General features: G+C 72.8%; 22 protein-coding genes. 9 read left to right on the top strand and 13 right to left on the bottom strand.

The annotated features are described in order from the left end of the window. Positions 1 to 38: 38 nt before the first annotated feature. The 3 genes from ABZU46_RS09430 to ABZU46_RS09420 form a co-directional block, all read right to left on the bottom strand. The gene (locus ABZU46_RS09430) at positions 39 to 1073 is read right to left on the bottom strand and encodes a 2-oxoacid:ferredoxin oxidoreductase subunit beta (RefSeq protein ID WP_354855969.1); all 1035 of its coding nucleotides are present in this window, start codon (positions 1071 to 1073) and stop codon (positions 39 to 41) included. Continuing rightward, positions 1066 to 2913: a 2-oxoacid:acceptor oxidoreductase subunit alpha gene (locus ABZU46_RS09425; protein WP_354855968.1), complete on the bottom strand. Its 1848-nt coding sequence runs from the start codon at positions 2911 to 2913 to the stop codon at positions 1066 to 1068. Before ABZU46_RS09425 ends, ABZU46_RS09430 begins: the two co-directional genes overlap by 8 nt. A 313-nt stretch (positions 2914 to 3226) precedes the next feature. Then, positions 3227 to 4681, bottom strand: a complete 1455-nt coding sequence (locus ABZU46_RS09420) for a hypothetical protein (RefSeq protein WP_354855967.1) — start codon at positions 4679 to 4681, stop codon at positions 3227 to 3229. A gap of 127 nt (positions 4682 to 4808) precedes the next feature. Between ABZU46_RS09420 and ndhC the strand changes: the two genes are divergently transcribed. After that, positions 4809 to 5186, top strand: coding sequence for an NADH-quinone oxidoreductase subunit A (ndhC, locus tag ABZU46_RS09415; RefSeq protein ID WP_354855966.1), 378 nt, complete (start codon positions 4809 to 4811; stop codon positions 5184 to 5186). 70 nt (positions 5187 to 5256) lie between these two features. On the opposite strand, the gene folP is transcribed toward ndhC, so the two are convergent. Beyond that, the gene (gene folP, locus ABZU46_RS09410) at positions 5257 to 6126 is read right to left on the bottom strand and encodes a dihydropteroate synthase (RefSeq protein ID WP_354855965.1); all 870 of its coding nucleotides are present in this window, start codon (positions 6124 to 6126) and stop codon (positions 5257 to 5259) included. A 151-nt stretch (positions 6127 to 6277) separates the two neighbouring features. Here folP and ABZU46_RS09405 point away from each other — a divergent pair, with 151 nt between their 5' ends. Next, positions 6278 to 6955 carry a DivIVA domain-containing protein gene (locus ABZU46_RS09405; RefSeq protein WP_354855964.1) on the top strand — a complete coding sequence of 226 codons (678 nt, stop codon included), beginning with the start codon at positions 6278 to 6280 and terminating at the stop codon, positions 6953 to 6955. Next, complete coding sequence (locus ABZU46_RS09400) at positions 6952 to 7449, top strand: SRPBCC family protein (RefSeq protein WP_354855963.1); 498 nt, start codon at positions 6952 to 6954, stop codon at positions 7447 to 7449. Before ABZU46_RS09405 ends, ABZU46_RS09400 begins: the two co-directional genes overlap by 4 nt. Here ABZU46_RS09400 and ABZU46_RS09395 read toward each other — a convergent pair. Further along, a complete protein-coding gene (locus ABZU46_RS09395; RefSeq protein ID WP_354855962.1) occupies positions 7394 to 8287 on the bottom strand; it encodes a sterol desaturase family protein in 894 nt (297 codons plus the stop codon). The genes ABZU46_RS09400 and ABZU46_RS09395 overlap by 56 nt on opposite strands. 138 nt (positions 8288 to 8425) lie before the next feature. Here ABZU46_RS09395 and ABZU46_RS09390 point away from each other — a divergent pair, with 138 nt between their 5' ends. Both ABZU46_RS09390 and ABZU46_RS09385 read left to right on the top strand, forming a co-directional pair. Further along, positions 8426 to 8995: a DNA-3-methyladenine glycosylase I gene (locus ABZU46_RS09390; RefSeq protein ID WP_354855961.1), complete on the top strand. Its 570-nt coding sequence runs from the start codon at positions 8426 to 8428 to the stop codon at positions 8993 to 8995. 25 nt (positions 8996 to 9020) lie between these two features. Further along, complete coding sequence (locus ABZU46_RS09385) at positions 9021 to 9644, top strand: hypothetical protein (RefSeq protein ID WP_354855960.1); 624 nt, start codon at positions 9021 to 9023, stop codon at positions 9642 to 9644. On the opposite strand, the gene ABZU46_RS09380 is transcribed toward ABZU46_RS09385, so the two are convergent. The 4 genes from ABZU46_RS09380 to ABZU46_RS09365 are packed head-to-tail and all read right to left on the bottom strand — an operon-like array spanning position 9641 to position 13871. Next, entirely contained in the window at positions 9641 to 10882 is a 1242-nt protein-coding gene (locus ABZU46_RS09380; protein ID WP_354855959.1) for a DUF1501 domain-containing protein, read from the bottom strand. The genes ABZU46_RS09385 and ABZU46_RS09380 overlap by 4 nt on opposite strands. A gap of 16 nt (positions 10883 to 10898) precedes the next feature. Then, complete coding sequence (locus tag ABZU46_RS09375; RefSeq protein WP_354855958.1) at positions 10899 to 12197, bottom strand: DUF1800 domain-containing protein; 1299 nt, start codon at positions 12195 to 12197, stop codon at positions 10899 to 10901. Positions 12198 to 12256: 59 nt separating this feature from the next. Beyond that, on the bottom strand, positions 12257 to 13048 hold the full coding sequence (locus ABZU46_RS09370; RefSeq protein ID WP_354855957.1) for an enoyl-CoA hydratase-related protein: 792 nt from the start codon (positions 13046 to 13048) through the stop codon (positions 12257 to 12259). Between the two features lie 4 nt (positions 13049 to 13052). Next, positions 13053 to 13871 (bottom strand): PaaX family transcriptional regulator C-terminal domain-containing protein, encoded by an 819-nt coding sequence (locus ABZU46_RS09365; protein ID WP_007455243.1) that lies wholly within the window; start codon positions 13869 to 13871, stop codon positions 13053 to 13055. A gap of 190 nt (positions 13872 to 14061) precedes the next feature. Between ABZU46_RS09365 and ABZU46_RS09360 the strand changes: the two genes are divergently transcribed. Beyond that, positions 14062 to 14229 (top strand): DUF3117 domain-containing protein, encoded by a 168-nt coding sequence (locus tag ABZU46_RS09360; RefSeq protein WP_007455245.1) that lies wholly within the window; start codon positions 14062 to 14064, stop codon positions 14227 to 14229. A gap of 148 nt (positions 14230 to 14377) precedes the next feature. After that, positions 14378 to 15865, top strand: a complete 1488-nt coding sequence (locus ABZU46_RS09355; RefSeq protein WP_354855956.1) for a leucyl aminopeptidase family protein — start codon at positions 14378 to 14380, stop codon at positions 15863 to 15865. A 3-nt stretch (positions 15866 to 15868) separates the two neighbouring features. Here ABZU46_RS09355 and ABZU46_RS09350 read toward each other — a convergent pair whose 3' ends face one another. After that, the gene (locus ABZU46_RS09350) at positions 15869 to 16456 is read right to left on the bottom strand and encodes an O-methyltransferase (RefSeq protein WP_354855955.1); all 588 of its coding nucleotides are present in this window, start codon (positions 16454 to 16456) and stop codon (positions 15869 to 15871) included. Between the two features lie 281 nt (positions 16457 to 16737). Here ABZU46_RS09350 and ABZU46_RS09345 point away from each other — a divergent pair, with 281 nt between their 5' ends. Together ABZU46_RS09345 and ABZU46_RS09340 are read left to right on the top strand one after the other, a co-directional pair. Next, the gene (locus tag ABZU46_RS09345) at positions 16738 to 18084 is read left to right on the top strand and encodes a trypsin-like peptidase domain-containing protein (protein ID WP_354855975.1); all 1347 of its coding nucleotides are present in this window, start codon (positions 16738 to 16740) and stop codon (positions 18082 to 18084) included. Between the two features lie 76 nt (positions 18085 to 18160). Beyond that, on the top strand, positions 18161 to 18583 hold the full coding sequence (locus ABZU46_RS09340; RefSeq protein WP_354855954.1) for a preprotein translocase subunit TatB: 423 nt from the start codon (positions 18161 to 18163) through the stop codon (positions 18581 to 18583). A gap of 71 nt (positions 18584 to 18654) precedes the next feature. Here the strand turns inward: ABZU46_RS09340 and ABZU46_RS09335 are convergent, their stop codons facing one another. From ABZU46_RS09335 to ABZU46_RS09325, 3 genes are all read right to left on the bottom strand, one after another. Further along, positions 18655 to 19803: an Mrp/NBP35 family ATP-binding protein gene (locus ABZU46_RS09335; protein WP_354855953.1), complete on the bottom strand. Its 1149-nt coding sequence runs from the start codon at positions 19801 to 19803 to the stop codon at positions 18655 to 18657. Between the two features lie 87 nt (positions 19804 to 19890). Then, positions 19891 to 20517: a DUF1003 domain-containing protein gene (locus tag ABZU46_RS09330; RefSeq protein WP_234584336.1), complete on the bottom strand. Its 627-nt coding sequence runs from the start codon at positions 20515 to 20517 to the stop codon at positions 19891 to 19893. Then, the gene (locus ABZU46_RS09325; protein ID WP_354855952.1) at positions 20510 to 21796 is read right to left on the bottom strand and encodes a CBS domain-containing protein; all 1287 of its coding nucleotides are present in this window, start codon (positions 21794 to 21796) and stop codon (positions 20510 to 20512) included. The genes ABZU46_RS09330 and ABZU46_RS09325 overlap by 8 nt, the downstream gene beginning before the upstream one ends.

Genomic DNA, 21796 nt, shown 5'->3' with positions numbered 1-21796 from the left:
CGTATCGGGGACGGCCGCTCTCGTTCAGCTAGGACGGGTCAGAGGATCGTCCAGGTGTCGCCGCTGCCCAACAGGCCGGCGAGCTGCTTCTCGGGGGTCTCGGTGACCGTCGCCTTGGCTGCCGCGAGCTGGCCCTGGACCACGCTGTCGTAGGACGGCCGGTCCACGGACCGGAACACCCCGATCGGGGTGTTGCGCAGGTCCAGGCCGGGCAGCCGGGACAGCGCGAAGGCGTACGCCGGGTCGGTCACCGTGGCGTCGTGCACGACGATCTCCTCCGGGCGGACCGAGCCGGTCTCCCGGACCTCCAGGCCGAACGCGCCCGGTGGATGCACCACGCAGAACTGCCCGTCCGCGCCGAAGGTGATCGGCTGCCCGTGCTCCAGGCGGATCAGGTAGTCGTCGCGGGTGGATGGGTCCTTGAGCTGGTCGAACGCCCCGTCGTTGAAGATGTTGCAGTTCTGGTAGATCTCCACGAACGCCGAACCCTCGTGCTCGGCGGCGGCGCGCAGCACCGACTGCAGGTGCTTGCGGTCGGAGTCGATGGTGCGACCGACGAAGCTGGCCTCCGCGCCGAGGGCGAGCGAGAGCGGGTTGAACGGCGCGTCGGCCGAGCCGGCCGGCGTCGACTTGGTGACCTTGCCGACCTCGGAGGTGGGCGAGTACTGGCCCTTGGTCAGGCCGTAGATCCGGTTGTTGAACAGCAGGATCTTGAGGTTGACGTTGCGTCGCAGCGCGTGGATCAGGTGGTTGCCGCCGATGGACAGCGCGTCACCGTCACCGGTGACCACCCACACCGACAGGTCCGGCCGCGACACCGACAGGCCGGTCGCGATCGCCGGGGCCCGACCATGGATCGAGTGCATCCCGTAGGTGTTCATGTAGTACGGGAAACGCGACGAGCAGCCGATCCCCGAGACGAACACGGTCCGCTCGCGAGGGATGTTCAACTCCGGCATGAACTGCTGGATGGCCGCCAGGATCGCGTAGTCACCACACCCGGGGCACCAGCGCACCTCCTGGTCGGACTTGAAGTCCTTCGCGGTGAGCTTCAGGGCGACAGGCTCAGACATTCTTCAGGACCTCTTCCAGCGTCGTCTCCAGCTCGGCGGCCGTGAACGGCAGACCGCGGACCTGGTTGTAGCTGATCGCGTCGACCAGGTAGCGGGCCCGGATGACGTGGGCCAGCTGACCCAGGTTCATCTCCGGGATGACGACCTTGTCGTAGGAGCGCAGCACCTCGCCGAGGTTGGCCGGCATCGGGGCGAGGTGCCGCAGGTGCGCCTGGGCGATGGACAGCCCGCGCTGGCGCACCCCGCGGCAGGCGGCGCCGATCGGGCCGTACGTCGAGCCCCAGCCCAGCACCAGCACCCGGGCGTCACCGTCCGGGTCCTCCACCTCGATGTCCGGCACCGGGATCGTCTCGATGCGGGCCGCCCGGGTGCGCACCATGAAGTCGTGGTTCGCCGGGTCGTACGAGATGTCACCGGTCTTGTCGGCCTTCTCCAGCCCACCGATGCGGTGCTCCAGCCCCGCAGTGCCGGGAATCGCCCACGGCCGGGCCAGGGTCTCCGGATCGCGCAGGTACGGCAGGAAGGTGATGCCGTCCTCGCCGTTGGGCTTGGTGGCGAACTCGACCCGCAGGTCGGGCAGCGACTCGACGTCGGGCAGCAGCCACGGCTCGGAGCCGTTGGCCACGTAGTTGTCCGACAACAGGATCACCGGCGTGCGGTAGGTCAACGCGATCCGCGCCGCCTCCAACGCCGCGAAGAAACAGTCCGACGGCGACTTCGGCGCGATCACCGCGACCGGCGCCTCGCCGTGCCGACCGAACAACGCCATGTTGAGGTCGGCCTGTTCGGTCTTGGTCGGCATGCCCGTCGACGGCCCGGCCCGCTGCACGTCCACGATCACCAACGGCAGCTCCAGCGCCACCGCCAGGGAGATCGTCTCGCTCTTGAGCGCCACACCCGGACCGCTGGTGGTGGTGACGCCCAGCGACCCACCGTACGACGCGCCCAGCGCCGCGCCGACCGCCGCGATCTCGTCCTCCGCCTGCATGGTCAGCACGCCGAAGCGCTTGTGCTTGCTCAGCTCGTGCAGGATGTCCGACGCCGGAGTGATCGGGTACGCCCCGAGGAAGACCGGCAGCCCGGAGCGGACCCCGGCGGCGACCAGGCCCAGCGAGAGCGCGGCGTTGCCGGTGATGTTGCGGTACGTGCCCGGCTGCATCTTCGCCGGCTTGACCTCGTAGCGGACCGCGAAATCCTCGGTGGTCTCGCCGAAGTTCCAGCCGGCCTTGAAGGCGGCCACGTTCGCGGCCACCAGCTCGGGGCGGGCCGCGAACTTGCGCTCCAGGAAGCGCAGGGTCGACTCGTACGGCCGGGAGTACATCCAGGAGAGCAGACCGAGGGCGAACATGTTCTTCGAACGCTCGGCGTCCTTCTTGGACACCTCGTGCGCGGCGAGCGCCCCGACCGTCATCGACGTCAGCGCCACCGGGTGCACCACGTAGCCGGCCAACGAGTCGTCGTCCAGCGGGCTGGTCTGGTAGCCGACCTTGGCCAGGTTGCGCCGGGTGAACTCGTCGGTGTTGACGATGATGTCCGCGCCGCGCGGCAGGTCGGCCAGGTTGGCCTTGAGCGCGGCCGGGTTCATCGCCACCAGCACGTTGGGCGCGTCGCCCGGCGTGAGGATGTCGTAGTCGGCGAAGTGCACCTGGAAGCTCGACACACCGGGCAGGGTGCCGGCGGGAGCCCGGATCTCGGCGGGGAAGTTCGGCAGCGTGGAGATGTCGTTGCCGAGCTGCGCCGTCTCCGAGGTGAACCGGTCGCCGGTCAACTGCATGCCGTCGCCGGAGTCACCGGCGAACCGGATGACCACCCGGTCGAGTTGACGGATCTGCTTGGTCACTGTGCCACCTTCGTTCGCTGCGCGCGGTCGCGCGGCCGGCTGAACATCATGGTGACCTCGCCTTGCCCGGCCACGGGACCTCCTTGACGCAACGCTGCACCGCACCGCCCCAGGCTGGTCCGGTCCGCTGTCGTTCCTCACCGAGAGCCTACGTCGAACGGACCCCCGACCCTCCCCGGAGGTCCGCCGACTGAGACCCGATCAACGTGATATTCGCCCGTGATTGCGGGGTTTCGCCCCGCCCGCCGTAATTCAGATCACCGTCCCCGGCCGGCCGCGACCCCGGTCGGGGACGGCCAGGGTCGTCGATCGGTCAGTCGGTGGGCGGAGCCGTGGGCTCGGCCGTCGGCTCGCCGAGGCGGCGGCGCAGCGAGGTGGTCGCCAGCGTGAGGGCCAGCACCACCAGCAGCGCGGAGACCGCGATCAGGATGACCGCGGTGCGCTGCACCGAGGTCATGCCGCCGTCGTCGTCGGTGGTGGCGCCCGCCGGGAGTACGCCCTGGGAGCCGGTCGGCGCGGGCGGCGAGACGACCGGCGTGGCCAGCGCGGCCGCAGCGGTGATGCGGAAGCTCATCTGCACCCGCCGGGTCGCGCCGTTGCGCGGGTCGAGTTGACCGATCACCGCTCCGGACAGCGGCGCCTCCCGCTGGGCCTGCGGGGTCGCCTCCACCGGCAGCCGCAGCTCGCGGGTCTCGCCGGCCGACAGCAGACCCCCGTCGCACCGGGTGCGGGACGCCTCGACCGGCAGGCAACCCGTCGGTGGGGTCGGCACGCTCACCCCGGCCGGCAGGATCACCTCCACCAGGCCGGCGGCGTCCACCGTGCCGGTGTTGACCAGCCGCACCGCGAGGGTGCTCGCCGCGCCGCTGATGTCGAACGCGACCTCGTCGGCGGCCAGCGAGATCCCGGGCACCGGCGGGCCGGGCGGGAACAGCACCGCGAAGCCCTGGTCGTCGGCCACCTCGCCGGACACCCCCGGCGCGTCCGCGACGACCTGCACGGAGCCGCTGAGCGGCATCCGCTCCCAGGCGTTGCCGGCGACCCGTAGCCGGATCAGGCTGCTGAACCGGACGCCCGCCTCGGCCGTCCAGGCCCCGCAGTGGTACGCGCCACCGCCCGCGGCGACGCACCCCTTCGTCCCGGCGTCGGTCAGCCCGGCCGGCAGGGTGTACGAGAGCCGGACCCGCTGCGCGGCGGTGCCGGTGTTCGCCACGGTGACCCGCAGCGTGGTGGTGGTGCTGGCGGCGTTCCAGTACGCCTCGGGCAGGGTGACGTCCTCGGTGGTCACCTGCACGCCGAGCGGGCTCGGCGCCGCCGGCGGGGTGCCACCCGGCGCGGGCGGGCGAACCGGGGGCACCGGGGGAGCCGGCGGCCCGGGCGTCGGCGGCCGGGTGCTGCCCCCCGGCGCGGGAGCGGTGGTGGTCGGCGGCGGCGGCACGTTCGGCGCGGTGGTCTGCGGAGGCGCCGGCGGCGTCGTCGCCGGCGGTGGCGCGGTGGTCTCCGGGGCCGGGTTGGTCGGCACGGGATCGCCGCCCGGATCCTGGGTCGGGGTGGGCTCCTGGGCCGGAGTGGTCTCCGGGTCCGGATCGGGTTCGGGCGCCGACTCCGTCACGGCGGCGATCGGGTGGATGCGCGGCACCGCCGCGCTGGCGAGGGCCGGAGCGGCCGCGAGCGCCGCGAGCAGCCCGAGCGCGAGCGAGGCCGCCAGCAGGGGCGTGGGAGGCCGCCCCACAGCCCGGCGTTCGGGCGATACCTTCACGCGGGCCATCTGTCCTCCGGTGCCATGGGTGGAAGTCCAATGTTGGTAACAGTTGCCACAGTGCACTAGTCCCACCTGGAAACAAATCCGTAACGTGTTTGGGACGGCCTGTCCGGGTGGGCGGTAGGCTCCCGGTGTGACCGGTTACCTGGGCTCGTACGCGACGCTCGGGCTCCTGCTGCTCGCCAGTGTCCTGTTCTTTGTGACGGCGTTCTCGGCCAACCGGGTGTTACGTCCCGCCCGTCCGGCTGAGCCGTTCGGCAAGCGGACCAGCTACGAGTGCGGGCTCGACCCGGTCGGCGCCGACTGGGCGCAGATGCAGATCCGCTACTACGTGTACGCCTATCTGTACGTACTGTTCGCGGTCGAGGCGGTGTTCCTCTTCCCGTGGGCGGTGGTCTTCGACCGACCGGGCTTCGGCCTGGTCACGGTGGTGGAGATGGCGGTGTTCGTGGCGGTGCTCGCCCTCGGCATCCTCTACGCCTGGCGTAGGAACATCCTGCGCTGGACCTGAGCGCCCCGACCTCCGGCGATCGTGCCGCTCCGCCGACCGTTCACGTCGGTTGCCGCACCGACCGGGCGACTCAGGCCAGACCCCGCCGGGTCGCCGCGGGCGGACGGTCGCCGCGGATCGAGGCGACCATGTCCAGCACCCGACGCGTGGGCCCGACCTGGTGGGCCCGGAACACCCGAGCGCCCAACCAGGCGGAGACCGCCGTCGCGGCGAGCGTGCCCTCCAGCCGCTCGGCCACCGGCAGGTCCAGCGTCTCGCCGACGAAGTCCTTGTTGGAGAGCGCCACCAGCACCGGCCAGCCGGTCGCGGTCAGCTCGTCCAGCCGGCGGGTGATCTCCAGGGAGTGCCGGGTGTTCTTGCCGAAGTCGTGCGCCGGGTCGATGAGGATGCCGTCGGGGCGTACCCCGGCCGCCACCGCGCGCTCGGCGAGCCCGGTCACCGTCTCGACCACGTCGGCGACCACGTCGTCGAAGGCTGCCCGGTGCGGCCGGGTCCGGGGGACCAGCCCGCCGGCGTGCGAGCAGACCAGGCCGGCGCCGGTGCTCGCCGCGACCCGGGCGAGCGCCGGGTCGGCGCCCGACCAGGTGTCGTTGAGCAGGTCCGCACCCGCCGCCACGGCCTCCGTCGCCACCTCGGCACGCCAGGTGTCGATGGAGATCACCACCTCCGGGAACGCGGCCCGTACGGCGGCGATGGTGTCCACCGTGCGCCGGATCTCCTCGGCCACGTCCACCTCGGTGCCCGGCCCCGCCTTGACCCCGCCGATGTCGATGATCGCCGCGCCCTCGTCTACCGCCCGCTCGACGGCGCGCAGCGCGCTGTCGGCGGCGAAGGTGGCGCCCCGGTCGAAGAACGAGTCCGGTGTGCGGTTGACGATGGCCATCACCACCAGCTCACCCGGGGCGAACGTCCGCCCACCAAGCCGAAGTGCCCCGGCCATGACGCCTCCCGACTGTCCGCACCGTCGCCGCCGCTCCGGCCGCTACCGACGCTAGCCGGTCGGTCGGCCGACGCGCGGGGCGGGCGTGGGCGTGGATCGCGATCGGGGTGGTGGGGTCGCTCCCAGCCGGCTGTCGTGCCACGATCAGTGCATGGGTCAGCTTCTGCTCCTCCTGGTCGTGGCGTTGACCGTCGCGGCGGTGGTTTTCGGCGTGACGGTGTTGGTCAGTGGCCGGGATCCCGGCCTCGCGCCGACCGAACCGGATTCGCAGGCCATCCCGCTGCCGGGCACCCGGCCACTGCGGGAATCCGATGTGGGCGCGGTCCGTTTCGACACCGGGTTGCGCGGGTACCGGATGGCCCAGGTCGACCAGGCGATGCGCCGTGCGGCCTACGACATCGGCTACAAGTCCGAGCTGATCGGCGTCCTGGAGGCGGAGGTCATCGCGTTGCGCGAGGGCCGCACCGACGACGCGGACGTGCTGCGCCAGGCCCGCGAGCAAGCCGCCGGGGCGGTGCCGGGCGCGACCACGGCGGAGTCGGATGCGGAGGTGTCGCCGGCCGACGACCTGCCCGCTCCCACCTCCTCGGCGGCCGACGCCGACGGCGTGGCACCGGCCAACGGCGAGCCGACCGCCCACAAGCCGACCGACAGCGAGCCGGCCCACGGACCGGCCGACAGCGAGCCGACCGCGCACAAGCCGGTAGACGGCGATTCGAGCGACCGCACGCCGACCGACGGCGATCGGACGGCTGACGAGCCGGCCGAGGACGAGCCGGCTGGTGGGGTCGGGCAGCACGGCGCGGTGGTCCGGTCGGAGTCGGCGTGACCGGTCCGGAGGGCGCCGACGATCTTCAGGAGGCGGCGCAACCCGGCGCCGGTGAGGTGACCGCCACGGTCATCGTCAACGCCCCGGCGGCCCGGGTCTTCGCCGCGTTGCTCGCCTGGGAACGGCAGTCGGACTGGATCCCGTTCACCCAGGTGCGGGTCGTCGAGGGCGACGGGCGCGAGGGCAGCCGGATCGAGGCGGTGACCGCGCTCGGCCGGGCGACGCTGCGCGACGAGATGCGGGTGGTCCGGGTCGACGAGCCGTACGAGATCGGCGTGGTGCACCACGGCCAGGTGCTGCGCGGCCCGGGTGTCCTGCGCTGCACCGCACTCGGCCAGGCTCGCACCCAGGTCGTCTGGCACGAGTGGTTCCATCTGCCGGGCGGCCGGGCCGGCCGGCTGGCGTGGCCGGTGCTCTGGCCCGGCTCCAAGCTGGGTCTCACCCAGGCGCTGAAGAGGTTCGGCCGTCTGGTCGAGCAGGGCCGACTGCCCTGACCACGCCCGGCGCCGGCTGCCAGCCCGGCGCTCGGAGGAGATGCCCCACGCGGTGCCGCCACGTCACGGCGGCGCGCAGGTCCCGGGCGATCGAGAGGTACTCGTGGAAGGCCACCCGCACCGGGTTGTAGCTGCCCACGTTCTTGGTCAGACCGTAGACGCAGCGCTCCCGTTCGGCCGCGAACGAGCCGAACAGCCGGTCCCAGACGATCAGGATGCCCCCGAAGTTGCGGTCCAGGTAGCTGCCCTGGGAAGCGTGGTGGACCCGATGGTGCGACGGGGTGTTGAAGACGAACTCGTACCAGCGCGGCATCTTCTCGATGCGCTCGGTGTGGATCCAGAACTGGTAGAGCAGGTTGACCGAGCCGCAGAACGCGACGACCGCCGGGTGTACGCCGGCCAGGACCAGCGGGATGTAGAAGACCCAGCTGGTCAGCCCGGTCCACGGCTGGCGGAGCGCGGTGGAGAGGTTGAACCGCTGCGACGAGTGGTGCACCACGTGCGAGGCCCAGAGGATCCGGATGACGTGGTGGCCCCGGTGTGACCAGTAGTAGCAGAAGTCCTGCGCCAGCAGGATCAGCGGCCAACTCCACCAGAGGGCGGCGATCCGCAGCGGGGTGAGCGCGTAGAGCAGCGCGTACGCGGCGGCGATCGGCACCTTCCAGAGCAGGTCCGTGAAGACGCTGCCGAGCCCCATCGCCAGGCTCGTCGCGGTGTCCGCGCCGCCGTAGCCGACCTCGTCGTCGTCGCGGTGCAGCAGGTAGGAGACCCGTTCCAGCACGATGAGCAGCAGGAAGGCCGGGATCGACCAGGCGATGACGTCCGGAAATTCCTTCATCGCGCCGCCTCCACTCGCCGTCGTCGGCCGGGGACGCCCCGCTGGGTGACCCTGACCTACCGGTCGGTAACAAGCACGATAGGCAGCGAAGTGGCCGGTGGCAATGGGCTGTCGGTGCGATGGCCTAGCGTGTGCGACGTGAGTGACCTGGTGATCGGCGCCGACGGGCTGGCCCGCTGCGCCTGGGGGGCGAGCACCCCGGACTACGTCGTCTACCACGACACCGAGTGGGGGCGGCCGCTGCGCGGCGACGACGCGCTCTACGAGCGGATGACCCTGGAGGCGTTCCAGTCAGGCCTGTCCTGGCTGACCATCCTGCGCAAACGCCCGGCGTTCCGGTTGGCCTTCGACGAGTTCCACATCGCGGCCGTGGCCGACTACGGCGAGGCCGACGTGACCCGGCTGCTCGCCGACGCCGGCATCGTCCGCAACCGGGCCAAGATCGAGGCCGCGATTGCCAACGCCCGCGCCGCGCTGGAGCTGCCCGAGGGGCTCTCCACGCTGCTCTGGTCATTCGCGCCGGAGCGCCGGCCGGCCCGCCCCGCCTCGTTCGCCGAGCTGGCGCCGATCACCGGGGAGTCGACGGCGATGGCCAAGGCACTCAAGAAGCGCGGCTTCCGGTTCGTCGGCCCGACCACCGCGTACGCCCTCATGCAGGCCACCGGGATGGTCGACGATCACATCGTCGGCTGTCACGTCACCCGCTGAACGGCGGCGTGATGGGATGGCAGGCATGACGACCGAGACCGCGTACCGGGCCGGTGCGGCCGGCAACGCCGACGGGCCGGGCACCTGGGCCGTGCTGCTGCCCCCGGAGCGTTACGAGGCCGAGCGGCTCGTGCACCACGACTCCCTGGAGCTGACCGGGCTGACCGACGTCGGGCGGCCCGGCCCCGGTGACCGGGTGGCGGTGCTGGCCGACGCGCCGCCGCGACTGGTGGCCCTCGGCCGGGTCACCGCGCCGACGCAGCGGCACTCCGAGGATCCGGACGATCCGCAGTCCGACGTCGAGCCGGAAACGCTCGTCGTGACGTACACCCGGCGGGCCTTCGACGAGCCGGTGCCGACCGACCTGCTCACCCTCGACGGGCCGGTCACCGCACTGGAGCCGGCCGCCTTCCGGGCGTTGGCCGACCAGCTCGGCCCGCCCCCGGCGCGGCGCACCTGGCTGGTCAGCCTCGACCTGCCGATCGAGGCCGGCACACCGGCCGAGGCGGTGCGCCTGTTCTGGTCGTACGTGCAGGAGTTGGGGCCGCGCGAGCTGCCGGCCTTCGTGTCACCGGCCGGCGACGAACTGGCCATGCAGGCGTTCGTGCTGGGCGCGGAGGCCAACCAGGACCCGGAAGAGGACGATTAGACCAGCTTGTCGAGTCGCCCCCGCCAGTCGGCCAGCACCGGGCCCGGGTCGGTGTCCAACACCCGCTCCAGCAGCGTGGCGTAGACGTCCCGGAAGTCGGTGGTGTATTTCAGGTCGCCGTCGTCGAGGTCGGTGAGGCTGGGCGCGTCCCCGTGCCAGCCGCCGCGCACCCCCGCGCCGAGCAGCAACATGTCGGAGGCGGTGCCGTGGTCGGTGCCGTCCGAGGCGTTGGCCCGGACCCGACGGCCGAACTCGGAGTAGACCGCCACCACCACCTTCCGGCCCGCCTCGCTGCGACTCATCCGGTCGGCGAACGCGGTCAACGCCCGGTCCAGCTGCCCCAGCAGGACGGCCTGCAACTGCTTCTCGTCGGCGTGCGTGTCGAAGCCGCCCAGCGACACCGAGAAGACCCGGGTGGACACGTTCGCCTCCACACACTGCGCGACCAGGTCCAGTTGCGCGTCCAGCGGGGTTCGTGCCCCGCCGGTGGCCGTGGCGGGCGCCTGCTCGCCGTCCGGGTCGTCCGCCTCCGCGGCGGCGGAGTCGCGTACCTGGCGGATCATCTCGTCCACCGACCGCAGGTCGGCGAAGCAGGCGGCGGCACGGCCCCGGGCCGCCGACTCGCCCGCCTCGGCGGCGGAGAACGCCTTCAGCGTCTCCGCCGACAGCCCCTTGGCGGCCTTGCGGTCGGTCACCGGCACGGCGGCGCCCGCGCTGTGCGCCCCGGCCAGCAGCGGCGGCAGCGCCGGCTCGAACGAGACGGCCAGCCGGGGGTCGCCGCCCGCCCCGTCCAGCCAGCGGCCGAGCCAACCGGTGTTGCCCGGCCGGTCCGGCTGCGCCGTGTGCCAGATGTCCATCGACCGGAAGTGGCTGCGGTCCGGCTTCGGGTAGCCGACCCCGCGCACGATCGCGAGCCCGCCGCCCGACCAGCGCTGGTGCAGCCCGGCCAGCGCCGGGTTGAGGGCGAAATCGTCGTCCAGCCGCCGCACTTCGCCGTCGGGGTACGCCAGCTCCGGGCGGGCCGCCCGGTAGGCCGGGTCGCCGTACGGGATGACGGTGTTCAGGCCGTCGTTGCCGCCGTAGAGGGTGACCAGCACCAGCGTGCGCGACTGCGGGTCACGGTCCCCGGCGGTGTCCAGCAGGTCCCGCAGGCCGTACGCGCCGGCGCCGGCGGCCAGCGCGCCCGCGCCGACCACCCCGCTGGTGAGCAGGAACTTGCGTCGGGTCAGGGTGTCCACTTCTCGACTCCTCCGCTCAGCTGACGGTGTATTCGGGGCTGACCAGGCCGGCGGCCAGCAGCTTGCGCGGCTCGCCGGCCAACGGTGTGAGGGCGGCCCGGGTCCGGGCGCCCCAGCCGTCGACGACCAGCAGCCGGGCCAGAGCGTCCGGCCGGCCGGCGACGGGCGCGGCGGTCAGCCGGGCCAGCACCGCCGGGGTGGCCGCGGTGGCCAGCATCCCGGCCATCCGGAGCCGGGCCTGCAACGACGAGGTGGTCAGCCACGCGGCGCCGGCCGGCCAGCCGCCCACGCTGGGCGGCCGCAGCGGCACCTGGTCCAGCGCGTTCAGGCCGGAGAGCAGTTGTTTGCGCTGCTGCTCCGGCAGGGCGGAGGGCCGGACGCCGAGCTGTCGCAGCGCGCCGACCATCCACTCCACCGGCTGCTTCACGAGGGTGCCCCGGGTCTGGGCGAAGGCCGGCGACGAGAACAGCGTGCGCAGGGTGGCGACGGTGTCCGCGCCGGCCAGGCCGTCCGGGGCCGGGACGTCGGTGCCGGCGTAGCGGAACCAGAGCCGCCCGGCCACGAACGTCGCCGCCGCCGGCTGGGCGGCCAGCAGCCCGGCGTACGCCTCGGCGTCGAAGCGGCCGGTCTGTCCCAGGATCGTCTTCTCCCCGGGGTCGTGCCGTTTGGCCTCGAGACGGGCGACGCCGGTGCGCCGGTCCACCACCCAGCCGGTCAACGCCCGCGCGCCGGCCTTCACGTCGGCCTCGGTGTAGGCGCCGATGCCGAGGGTGAACAGCTCCATCAGCTCGCGCGCCAGGTTCTCGTTCGGCGCCTTGCGGGTGTTCTTCTGCCCGTCCAGCCAGATGATCAGGGCCGGGTCGCGCACCATCGCGGCGACCAGCGGGGCCAGCGGCCCGCGCCCGTGGCGGCGCAGTGTCTCCAACTGGCCCAGCATCACCCGCGCCGACTTGACCTTCTGCGCGCTGGTCGCCCAGTGCCCGTGCCAGAAGAAGAGCAGCTTCTCGGTCAGCCCGTCCTCGGCGGCGACCATCCGGTCCAGCCACCAGAGGGTCAGCTGCTGGAGCTGCTCCCGGCGCTGGGCGTTGGCCTTCTGCCGCTGCTCGCGAGTGGATTCCTTGGTCAGCGCGGCGTACGGGTCCGCCGGCAGCGTCGGCGGCGGGGTGGCCGCGGCGCCCCGGTCGGCTCGCCCGGGGGCGAGCAGGTTGTCCAGGGTCGCCGCCGGCCCGGCCCGCTCGGCCGCGTCCACCTCGTCGGCGGTCGGCCCGAAGGTGGCCCGACGCAGCAGGTGCGCCACCGCTTCACGATCGCTCATGCGGTCCGACGCTAGGCGGCCCGCGTACGAGGACGGTAAGGGCGGGGTGCGAATCGCGTTCAGTGTCCCTCGAAGACCGGTTTCTGCTTGGCGACGAACGCGAGGGTGGCCGCCCGGTGGTCGGCGGTGGCGCCGCAGATCGCCTGAGCCTGCGCCTCGGCCGAGAGAGCGTCGGCGAGCGTGCCGGCGTCGGCGATCGAGAGCTGCCGCTTGATGGCCCCGTACGCGACGGTGGGGCCGGCGGCGAGCCGGGCCGCCAGGTCCTGCGCGACAGGCAGCACCTGCTCGTCGTCGTCCGTCAGGCGGGTGATCAGCCCCAGCCGGCAGGCCTCCTCGGCGCGGACCGGCTCGGCCAGCATCAGCAGCTCCACGGCCTTGGCGTGGCCGACCAGTCGGGGCAGCGTCCAGGAGGCGCCGGTGTCGGCGGCGAGGCCGACCTTGGCGAAGGCCATCAGGAAGCTGGTGCTCGGGCCGCCGATCCGGATGTCGGCGAGGAAGGACAGCGACGCGCCGGCGCCGGCGGCCATCCCGCGAACCGCGGCCACCACCGGCTTGGGCAGGTTGGCCAGCCGGGCGGCGATCGGGTTGTAGTGCGCCCGCACGGTGTCCAGCGGCGGCGCGGAGGAGTTGCCCAGGGTGGCCACGTGCTCGCGCAGGTCCTGCCCGGCGCTGAACGCTCCACCGGCCCCGGCCAGCACGACCGCCCGGCAGGACCGGTCGGTCTCCAGCTCGGCCAGCGTGTCCCGCAGCGCCTCCTTCAGCGCCAGGTCGAGCGCGTTCATCGCCTGCGGCCGGTTCAGGGTGAGGGTGACGACGGCGTCGGTCCGGTCGACGAGCAACGGCTCGGTCACGTGTCTAACGACCCTTCTGTCGAACGATGCGGTTGCCGGCGTCGAGGCACTGCTCGACGTACCGGTCGGCGGCCGGACGCAGGCGGGCCGCGTGCCGGTCGAAGAAGCTGGCGGCGGCGGTGCCGGGCCAGCGCTCGGGCAGCAGCGCCGGGGGCAGCTGCGGGTCCCGGAACAGGAAGGTACGCCACGCGTGCACCAGCCGGAAGCGGGCCGCGTACGCCTCCTCGTCGCTGCTGCGCACGGTGACCGCGCCGAGGAGGGGGCGCTGGTCGGCGACGAACCGCTCGTACGCGCGGCCGATCTCGGCCAGGTCCCAGGCGCGGCGGACGACGCCCATCGCGCCGGGGGTGCCGGAGAAGTGCGAGGCCGTGAACCGCTCGAACCGGATGCCGGCCTCGGCCAGCAACAGGTCGACGTCCTCGGCGGGCCGGGTCGCCACCCAGGTCTGCTCGTCGAGCGTGCCGTAGCCGAGGAAGCTGAGGGTGGCGGCGAGTCGCTGCCGGTCCCGCCGGGAACCCGGGGCGTCGAGCACGAGCAGATCGAACCGGCCGTCCCAGGTGACCCGACCGGTTCGGTAGATCCGGGCCGCCGCCTCGTCGAGTCGTCGGGCGGCTTTTGGTGTGATCGAATATCCCGGTCCGGAGGCCAGCCGGAGCGGGTCGAGCCAGCCTTGACGCACCATCCGGGACACGGCGGTGCGAACGGCGGGCGGCGCGATTCCCAACGGCGCCAGTAGCTTGACCAGGGCGGCGACCGGTGCCCGGCCACCCCTCGGTCGGAGGTGGTCGCCGTACAGGTCGAAGAGAGCCGACCGTGCCTGCATGACCGCACATTGTGACAGGCCTTCTCAAGATAAGCTAGATGCTGTTACATCAATGCTGCTCCGGTTTGGGTCCGGCGGTGTTCATCAGGGAAAATCGTCTGTCGACACCCCCGCGAGAGTTGCGGGAGGTCGTGACGAAGTGGCTGTGGGGCAACCCACCGACCCTGGTGTAGGTCTGAGGGGAGACAACATGGCGGCGATGAAGCCGCGGACGGGCGACGGTCCGCTGGAAGTCACCAAGGAGGGTCGGGGCATCGTCATGCGGGTCCCGCTGGAGGGCGGTGGCCGGCTCGTCGTCGAGATGACTCCCGACGAGGCCAACGCGCTCGGTGACGCGTTGAAGGCAGCCGCCGGCTGAGTGAGGAGCGACCCGGACGGCGTACGCCGCTCGGAGCGTTTCTTGGACCCTGAGCCACCGGATTCGCCGGTGGCTCAGGGTCTTCATCGGCGTGGGCGGGCGATGGCTCGGTCCCACTCTGCGACATTTCCTGGAGGTACGGTTCCGCGTGCTCGCCATCCGTCCGCTCGCCGAGCCCGACAGGCTCGACGTCCTCGTCCTGCCCGTCCGCCCCACCGATCCGGCGGCGGGAGGTGCGGCGGGAGGTGACGCCCCGGCGGAGCTGGCGCCCACCGCCGTGAGGCCGCCGGACGGCACCGCCGAGGAGGCTGCCGCGCTGGTGCCGGTCGCCCGACTGAGCGGCCGGGCCGGCGAGATCCGTACCCACCTGCGTCCCGGGCGCAGCCCTGGTCGGCTGGTGCTGCTCGGTATCGGCGACGGCGGGGAGTCGTCCTGGCGGGCTGCCGGCGCTGCTCTGGCCCGCTCGGCGGCAGATGAGACGCAGATCACTATCGCGCTGCCGGCCGAGGTGACCCCCGACGCGGTCCGTGGGTTGACCGAGGGGCTCCTGCTCGCCTCGTACCGGTTCCGGCTGACCGACGCCGACGACCCGCCCGCGCTCGCCGGCGTCGATCTGCTGCTCGCCGATCCGACGGCGTACGAGAGCACCGTGGCCACGGCGCGGACCACCGCCGCGATGACCCGCCTCGCCCGCGATCTGACCAACACCCCCTCCTCGGTGAAGACCCCGCAGTGGTTCGCCGACCAGGTGGCCTCCGCCGCCGCCGACCTGCCGGACCTGCGCCTGACGGTGCGTGGCCCGGCCGAGCTGGCCGCGGAGGGCTTCGGTGGGATCCTCGCCGTGGGCGGCGGATCGGCCAGTGGCCCCCGGTTGGTCGAGGTGGACTGGCATCCCGCGAACGCGCGCACCCACGTGGTGCTGATCGGCAAGGGCATCACCTTCGACACCGGCGGCATCTCGATCAAACCGGTGCCGGCGATGAAGCTGATGCGCAAGGACATGGCCGGCGCCGCGGCGGTCGTCGCCGCCACCCTCGGCGCGGCGGCGCTGCGCCTGCCGGTCCGCGTCACCACCCTGGCCCCGCTCGCCGAGAACATGGTCAGCGGCTCGGCGTTCCGCCCCGGCGATGTCATCCGGCACTACGGCGGGACGACCAGCGAGACGACCAACTCCGACGCTGAGGGCCGGCTGGTCCTCGCCGACGCCCTGGCGTACGCGGTGCGGCAGCTCAAGCCCGATCTGCTGATCGACCTGGCCACCCTCACCGGTGCCAACGCCGTGGCGCTGGGCAAGCGCACCGCGGCCCTCTACAGCGAGAACGACGACCTGGCCGCCGACCTGCTGAACGCGATCGGGGCGGCCGGCGAGGCGGCCTGGCGGATGCCGCTGCACACCGACTACGTCGAGTACCTGGGCAGCGAGATCGCCGACCTCTACAGCGCGCCCGCGCAGGGCGCCGGATCGGTGACGGCCGCGCTCTACCTGCGCGAGTTCACCGGCGACCTCCGGGATCGCTGGCTGCACCTGGACATGTCCGCCCCGTCCTGGGCGGATGGCGACCAGGCCGAGCTCACCCGCGGTGCGACCGGCTGGGGTGTCCGCTCCCTGCTGCGCTGGCTGGCCGGCGTCGACTGACCATCAGCACTTCACGGCGGCGAGCACCCCGTGCCCGACCGGGAGCAGCGCGGGAATCCAATGCTCCGACTCCCGGACCGCCTTGATCGTTTCGCGGACCGTCACCGTTTCCGCGTCCCGGGCGGATGGGTCAGCGATCCGACCGTGCGCCAGCATGCCGTTGAGCGCGAGCACGCCGCCCGGGCGCAGCAACCGCAGCGCCGCTTCCACGCAGGCGTGGAACCCGGTCGCCTCGGCGTCGACGAAGACCAGGTCGTACGCCCCGTCGGCGAGCCGCGGCAGCACGTCCAGGGCACGACCGGTGATGATCCGGGTACGGCCGGCGGCGAAGCCCGCCTCGGTGAAGATCCGCCGGGCGATCCGCTGGTGCTCCACCTCCACGTCGATGGTGGTGAGCACGCCGTCGGCGCGCATGCCTCGCAGCAGCCAGACACCGCTCACGCCCGTGCCGGTGCCGATCTCCACCACCGCGCGGGCGTTACCGGCCGCGGCCAGCAGCCGCAGCGCCGCACCCGCTCCGGGGGTGACCGCGTCGAGGCCCACCTCGTGGGCCAGGCTGCGGGCGGTCCGTAGGACGAGATCCTCGGTCACGTACGACTCGGCGAACTGCTGAGCCTGGGTCGTCGAACTGCCGGAACCGGCGACCGTGGCGATGGGGCACCTCCGGGCGGTGCGTGGTGCGGGGGCGGGTTGGCACTGTGAGCGTAGAGGCGACCGGCGGGAGGCGCAGCCGCGCCTCCGTCCCCTCGCGATCGCCGGAGGCAACCGCTGACTCCACCGCGCGCATCCGTGCAATCCTGGAAGCGGTATTCCGTCAGCCTCGACCGCGCCGAACCGTGGCCGGGCGACGCCGCGCGGGATCCGGGGACGGACTGGGAGGCACCGACGTGACCGACGGCTGGGATTGGCGCCGGGGCGGTGAGACTCCGGCTCCGGCGAGCCCGCCCGGGGCAGGGGCCCCACCGACGGGGCCGCCGACCACGCCGGGGAGCGACACCGCGCCCGCGGCTGCGGCCGGTGCGTCGCCCTGGTGGTCCGACGCGCTCGGCGACCCGTGGCGTGACCCGGCGGCGCCCGCCGCGGTGGTGGTGCCCGGGGTGGTGGCGGCCGGCACCGAGCCCGAGCCGGTCACCGACCCGGACGCGCCGGGCCGACCGACGCTGCGTCACCTGCTGCTCATTCCGGTGATCACCGCGCTGCTGGCGGGCACCCTCGGTGGCGCGCTGGGCTACGCGTTCGCGGTGCGTGGTGGCGCCGCCGGCACGGTGCTCGGCGCGCAGGCCGCGGAGCCGCCGGTGCTGGCCCAGCGCAAGCCGGAGTCACTGGCCGGAGTCGCCGAACGTGTCCTGCCCAGCGTGGTCACCGTCCGGGTGAGCAGCCTGGGCGGGACCAGCGAGGGCTCCGGCTTCATCGCCAGCGCCGACGGTCACGTGATCACCAATGACCACGTGGTGGCCGGCAGCAACGGCAAGGCGTCGGTGATCTTCAACGACGGCACCTCCGCTCCGGCGACCGTCGTCGGTCAGGACCCGGAGTCCGACATCGCGGTGATCAAGGTGAACCGGACGGGGCTGCGACCGGTGGAGTTCGGCGACTCCGACGCGCTGGCCGTCGGCGACCCGGTGCTCGCTATCGGCTCACCCCTGTCGCTGGCCAACACGGTCACCGCCGGCATCGTGAGCGCCCTGGACCGGACGATGCAGGCCGGCGAGCCGGGTGGCCCGGTGCGCTACTACGCGGCCATCCAGACCGACGCCGCGGTCAACCACGGCAACTCCGGCGGCCCGCTGGTCGACGGCGCCGGGCGGGTGGTCGGGGTCAACTCCACCATCAAGTCGCTGGTGGCCGAGGGGCAGGAGGCCGGCAACATCGGGCTCGCCTTCGCCATCCCGATCAACCAGGCCAAGCGGGTCACCCAGGACATCATCGGCACCGGCAAGGCCCGGCGTACGGTCATCGGCGCCCAGGTCGGCGGCCCGGGCGCGGGTGCCAACGGCGGCGTACGGCTGGCCGCCGTGGAGCCCTCCGGGCCGGCGGCCGGGGCGGGGCTGAAGGTCGGCGACGTGATCCTGAAGCTCAACGGCCGGCCGATGACCGAGCCGACCGACCTGATCGCCCTGGTCCGCAAGTTCGCTCCGGGTTCGGTGGTGACCGTCGAGTTCCGGCGGGGGGCCGCTCGGCAGAACACGTCGGTGACCCTCGCCGCGGATGCCAAGTGAACAGCGGGTCACCCCCTGCCGGAAAACCGTCCGACGTGCGTAGTCTTGCTGCTGACGCCGAGAGGAGGCCCGCGGGATGTTCGAGAACCTGAACATGTGGGAAGTCGGGGCGCTGCTGCTCCTGGCGCTGTTGATCTTTGGTGACCGGCTGCCTGCCGTGATCAACGACGGCCTGCGGATGGTGCGCAATCTGCGCAACATGGCCCGCAACGCCACCGGCGACCTCAGTCGCGAGCTGGGCACCGACATCCAGCTCGAGGATCTGCACCCGAAGGCCTTCATCCGCAAGCACCTCCTCAGCGAGGAGGACGAGGCGGCGATCCGCAAGCCCATGCAGGGCGTCTACGACAACCTGCGCGCGGACGTCAGCGGCGTGCACGACGAGCTGAAGGACGTGGCCAACGCCGCGGACCCGCGGTCGAACGGTTCCCGGTCCGGCACGGCCACCGGCGCCTCGCCGGCACCGGCTCCGCGGGCCAGCTACGACGACGCCACCTGAGCGGGTACGGCACCGAGACGAAAGCGCCCCGCAGGCCCGAGTGGGCCGGCGGGGCGTCGTCGATCGGGGGGTCAGCGCCCGGCCGGCTTGAGGCCGAGCGGCTTGCCGAGCAGCGACTCGCGGCGCAGCGCGAGCCGGTCGGCGATCGTGCCGAGCGCCTGCGCGGCCGGGGACTCCGGCTCGGCCAGCACGATCGGGGTGCCAGCGTCGCCGGCCTCGCGGACCCGGGTGTCCAGCGGGATCTGACCGAGCAGCGGCACCTGGGCGCCGATGGTCCGGCTCAGCGACTCGGCGACAGCCGTGCCACCGCCGGCGCCGAAGATCTCCATCCGGGAGCCGTCCGGCAGCTCCAGCCAGGACATGTTCTCGATGACGCCAACCACCCGCTGGTGGGTCTGCAGGGCGATCGCACCCGCTCGTTCCGCCACCTCGGCGGCGGCGGTCTGCGGGGTGGTCACGATCAGGATCTCCGAGTTGGGCAGCAACTGGGCCAGCGAGATGGCCACGTCGCCGGTGCCCGGGGGCAGGTCGAGCAGGAGCACGTCCAGGTCGCCCCAGTAGACGTCGGCCAGGAACTGCTGCAACGCCCGGTGCAGCATCGGGCCGCGCCACACCACGGCCGCGTTGCCCGAGGTGAACATGCCGATCGAGATGACCTTCACGCCGTGCGACTGCGGCGGCATGATCATGTCTTCGACGCGGGTCGGTCGGCCGTCCGCGCCGAGCATCCGGGGCACCGAGTGGCCGTAGATGTCCGCGTCGACCACGCCCACGGAGAGCCCACGGGCGGCGAGCGCCGCCGCCAGGTTGACCGTCACGCTGGACTTGCCGACACCACCCTTGCCGCTGGCCACCGCGTACACCCGGGTGCGCGAGCCGGGCTGGGCGAACGGGATCACCGGCTCCTCGCTGGCGCCACCGCCGCGCAGCTGCGACTGCAGCGACTGCCGCTGCTCGGGGCTCATCACACCGAAGTCGATCTCCACGCCGGTCACGCTGGGCACCGCCGCGACGGCAGCGGTGATGTCCGTGCGCAGCTTGTCCTTGAGCGGGCAGCCGGCGACGGTGAGCAGCAGCTCGACGCGTACGACGCCGTCGGCGCCGATCGTGGCGGAGCGGACCATGCCCAGCTCGGTGATGGGCCGGCGGATCTCCGGGTCGTTGACGGTGGCCAGGGCGGCCTGGATCGCGTCCTCGACCGTGCTCACGGGTGCTGACATGCCCGCAATGCTACGTCGCGGGGCATCCGCTCCGACCGCTGGCCGACAGTGGTGTGAGCCAAACGATGAGCGAACCCGAACCGCTGATCAGCGGTCGGGCCGGGCGTCGCGGGCGAAGTCCCCGTCCAGGTCGTCGCGCGGCTCGTCCAGACCCAGGCCGTCGGTCGCCCGCTGCGCGCGCCGCTCCTGCTGGCTGTCCTTCTCCTGCTGCCGGCGCTCCAGGCGTTGCCGGCGCTGCCCCGCCTCGTCCAGCTCCTCGGCCAGCCGGGTCAGCTCGGAACGGAGGAAGTCGCGGGTGGCCACCTCGCCGAGGGCGATCCGCAGCGCGGCGATCTCCCGTGCCAGGTACTCGGTGTCCGCCTTCTGGGCGGTGGCCCGCCGCCGGTCCTCCTCCAGCGCCAACCGGTCCCGGTCGGCCTGCCGGTTCTGGGCCAGCAGGATCAGCGGCGCGGCGTAGCTGGCCTGCAACGACAACACCAGCGTGAGAAACGTGAAGGTGTACGGGTCGAAGCGCAGCTCGGCCGGGGCGAGGGTGTTCCAGCCGAACCAGATCGCGATCACCACCGTCATGACGACGATGAAGTTCGCGGTGCCCATGCCCCGGGCGATGCCCTCCGACCAGCGACCGAACGCCTCCGCGTCGAACCGGGGGAGTTTGATGCCCCGGGGCTCGCGGGGCTGGTCGAGCCGCTCCGTGCGCCGCTGCTCAGCCACCGTCGCCGTCCAGCGCCGCGTCGGAGGTGCCCGGGGCGGCCAGGGCGTCCCGGTCGCGCCAGTCCCGGGGCAGCGAGTGGTCCAGTACGTCGTCGACCGTCACGGCGCCGACCAGCCGGTTGCTGCGGTCGATCACCGGCATGGCGACCAGGTCGTAGGTGGCCATCCGGCGGGTGATCTCCGGTAGTGGGGTGGTGGGACGCAGCGGGTCGATGTCGTTGACCACCACCTTGCCCAGCAGGTCGGCCGGCGGTTCACGCAGCAACGCCTGGAAGTGCACCATGCCCAGGTAGCGGCCGGTCGGGGTGTTCTGCGGGGCCCGGGTCACGAAGACCTGGGCGGCGACGGCGGGGGAGAGCTGCGGTTCCCGGATCCGCGCCAGCGCCTCGGCGACGGTGGCGTCCGGCGGCAGGATGACCGGCTCCGAGGTCATCACGCTGCCCGCCGTGCCCGGAGTGTACTTGAGCAGCTGCCGTACCGGGTCGGCCTCGTCCGGCTCCATCAGGTCCAGCAGCACGTCCTGCTCCGGTGGGGGCAGCTCGTTGAGCAGGTCCGCCGCGTCGTCCGGATCCATCTCCTCCAGCACGTCCGCGGCCCGTTCCCGGTCCAGCGCGGCGAGGATCTCGACCTGGTCGTGCTCCGGCAGCTCGCTGAGCACGTCGGCCAGCCGCTCGTCGTTCAACGCCGCCGCGACCTCGTTGCGCCGCGCGTCGGGCAGGTCCTGTAGCGCGTTGGCCAGGTCGGCCGGGCGCATGTCCTCCAGGACGGCGAGCAGGTTCGCCGTACCCCGGTTGTCGGCGATGCCGCTGAGCCCGCGCACCCGGTCCCACTCGACCTGGTGCAGGTGGCCGCGGCGGGTGAGCCGGCCGGTCTGCTCGCGGACCGCGACCCGGCTGAGCGACCATTCGCCGCCGCGCGTGCACTCCATCGCGACGTCCACCACCGAGCCGGGCTGGCCGCCCGGTTCGAGCTGTACGCGCCGGTCCAGCAGCTCCTGGAGCACCAGCAGCTCGTTCGGGCGCTTCTCGAAGCGCCGCAGGTTGAGGGTGCCGGAGCCGAGGACCACCGCGTCCGCGTCGATCGAGGTGATGCGGTTGATGGACAGGAAGATCCGTCGGCGCATCGGCATCTCGGCGACCAGACCCACCACCTCGGGGGGCCGCTTGGTCGCCCGCAGCCGTGCCACGGCGTCACGGACCCGCCCCACCTGGTCGCCGTTCGGATCGAAGACGGCGACTCCGGCGAGGCGGGCGATGTAGACCCGGGTCGGCGTGCTCAC

This window comes from Micromonospora sp. NPDC005197 (genome assembly GCF_040608295.1).
GTDB lineage: Bacteria > Actinomycetota > Actinomycetes > Mycobacteriales > Micromonosporaceae > Micromonospora.
This window is presented reverse-complemented; position numbering and strand designations above follow the sequence as displayed.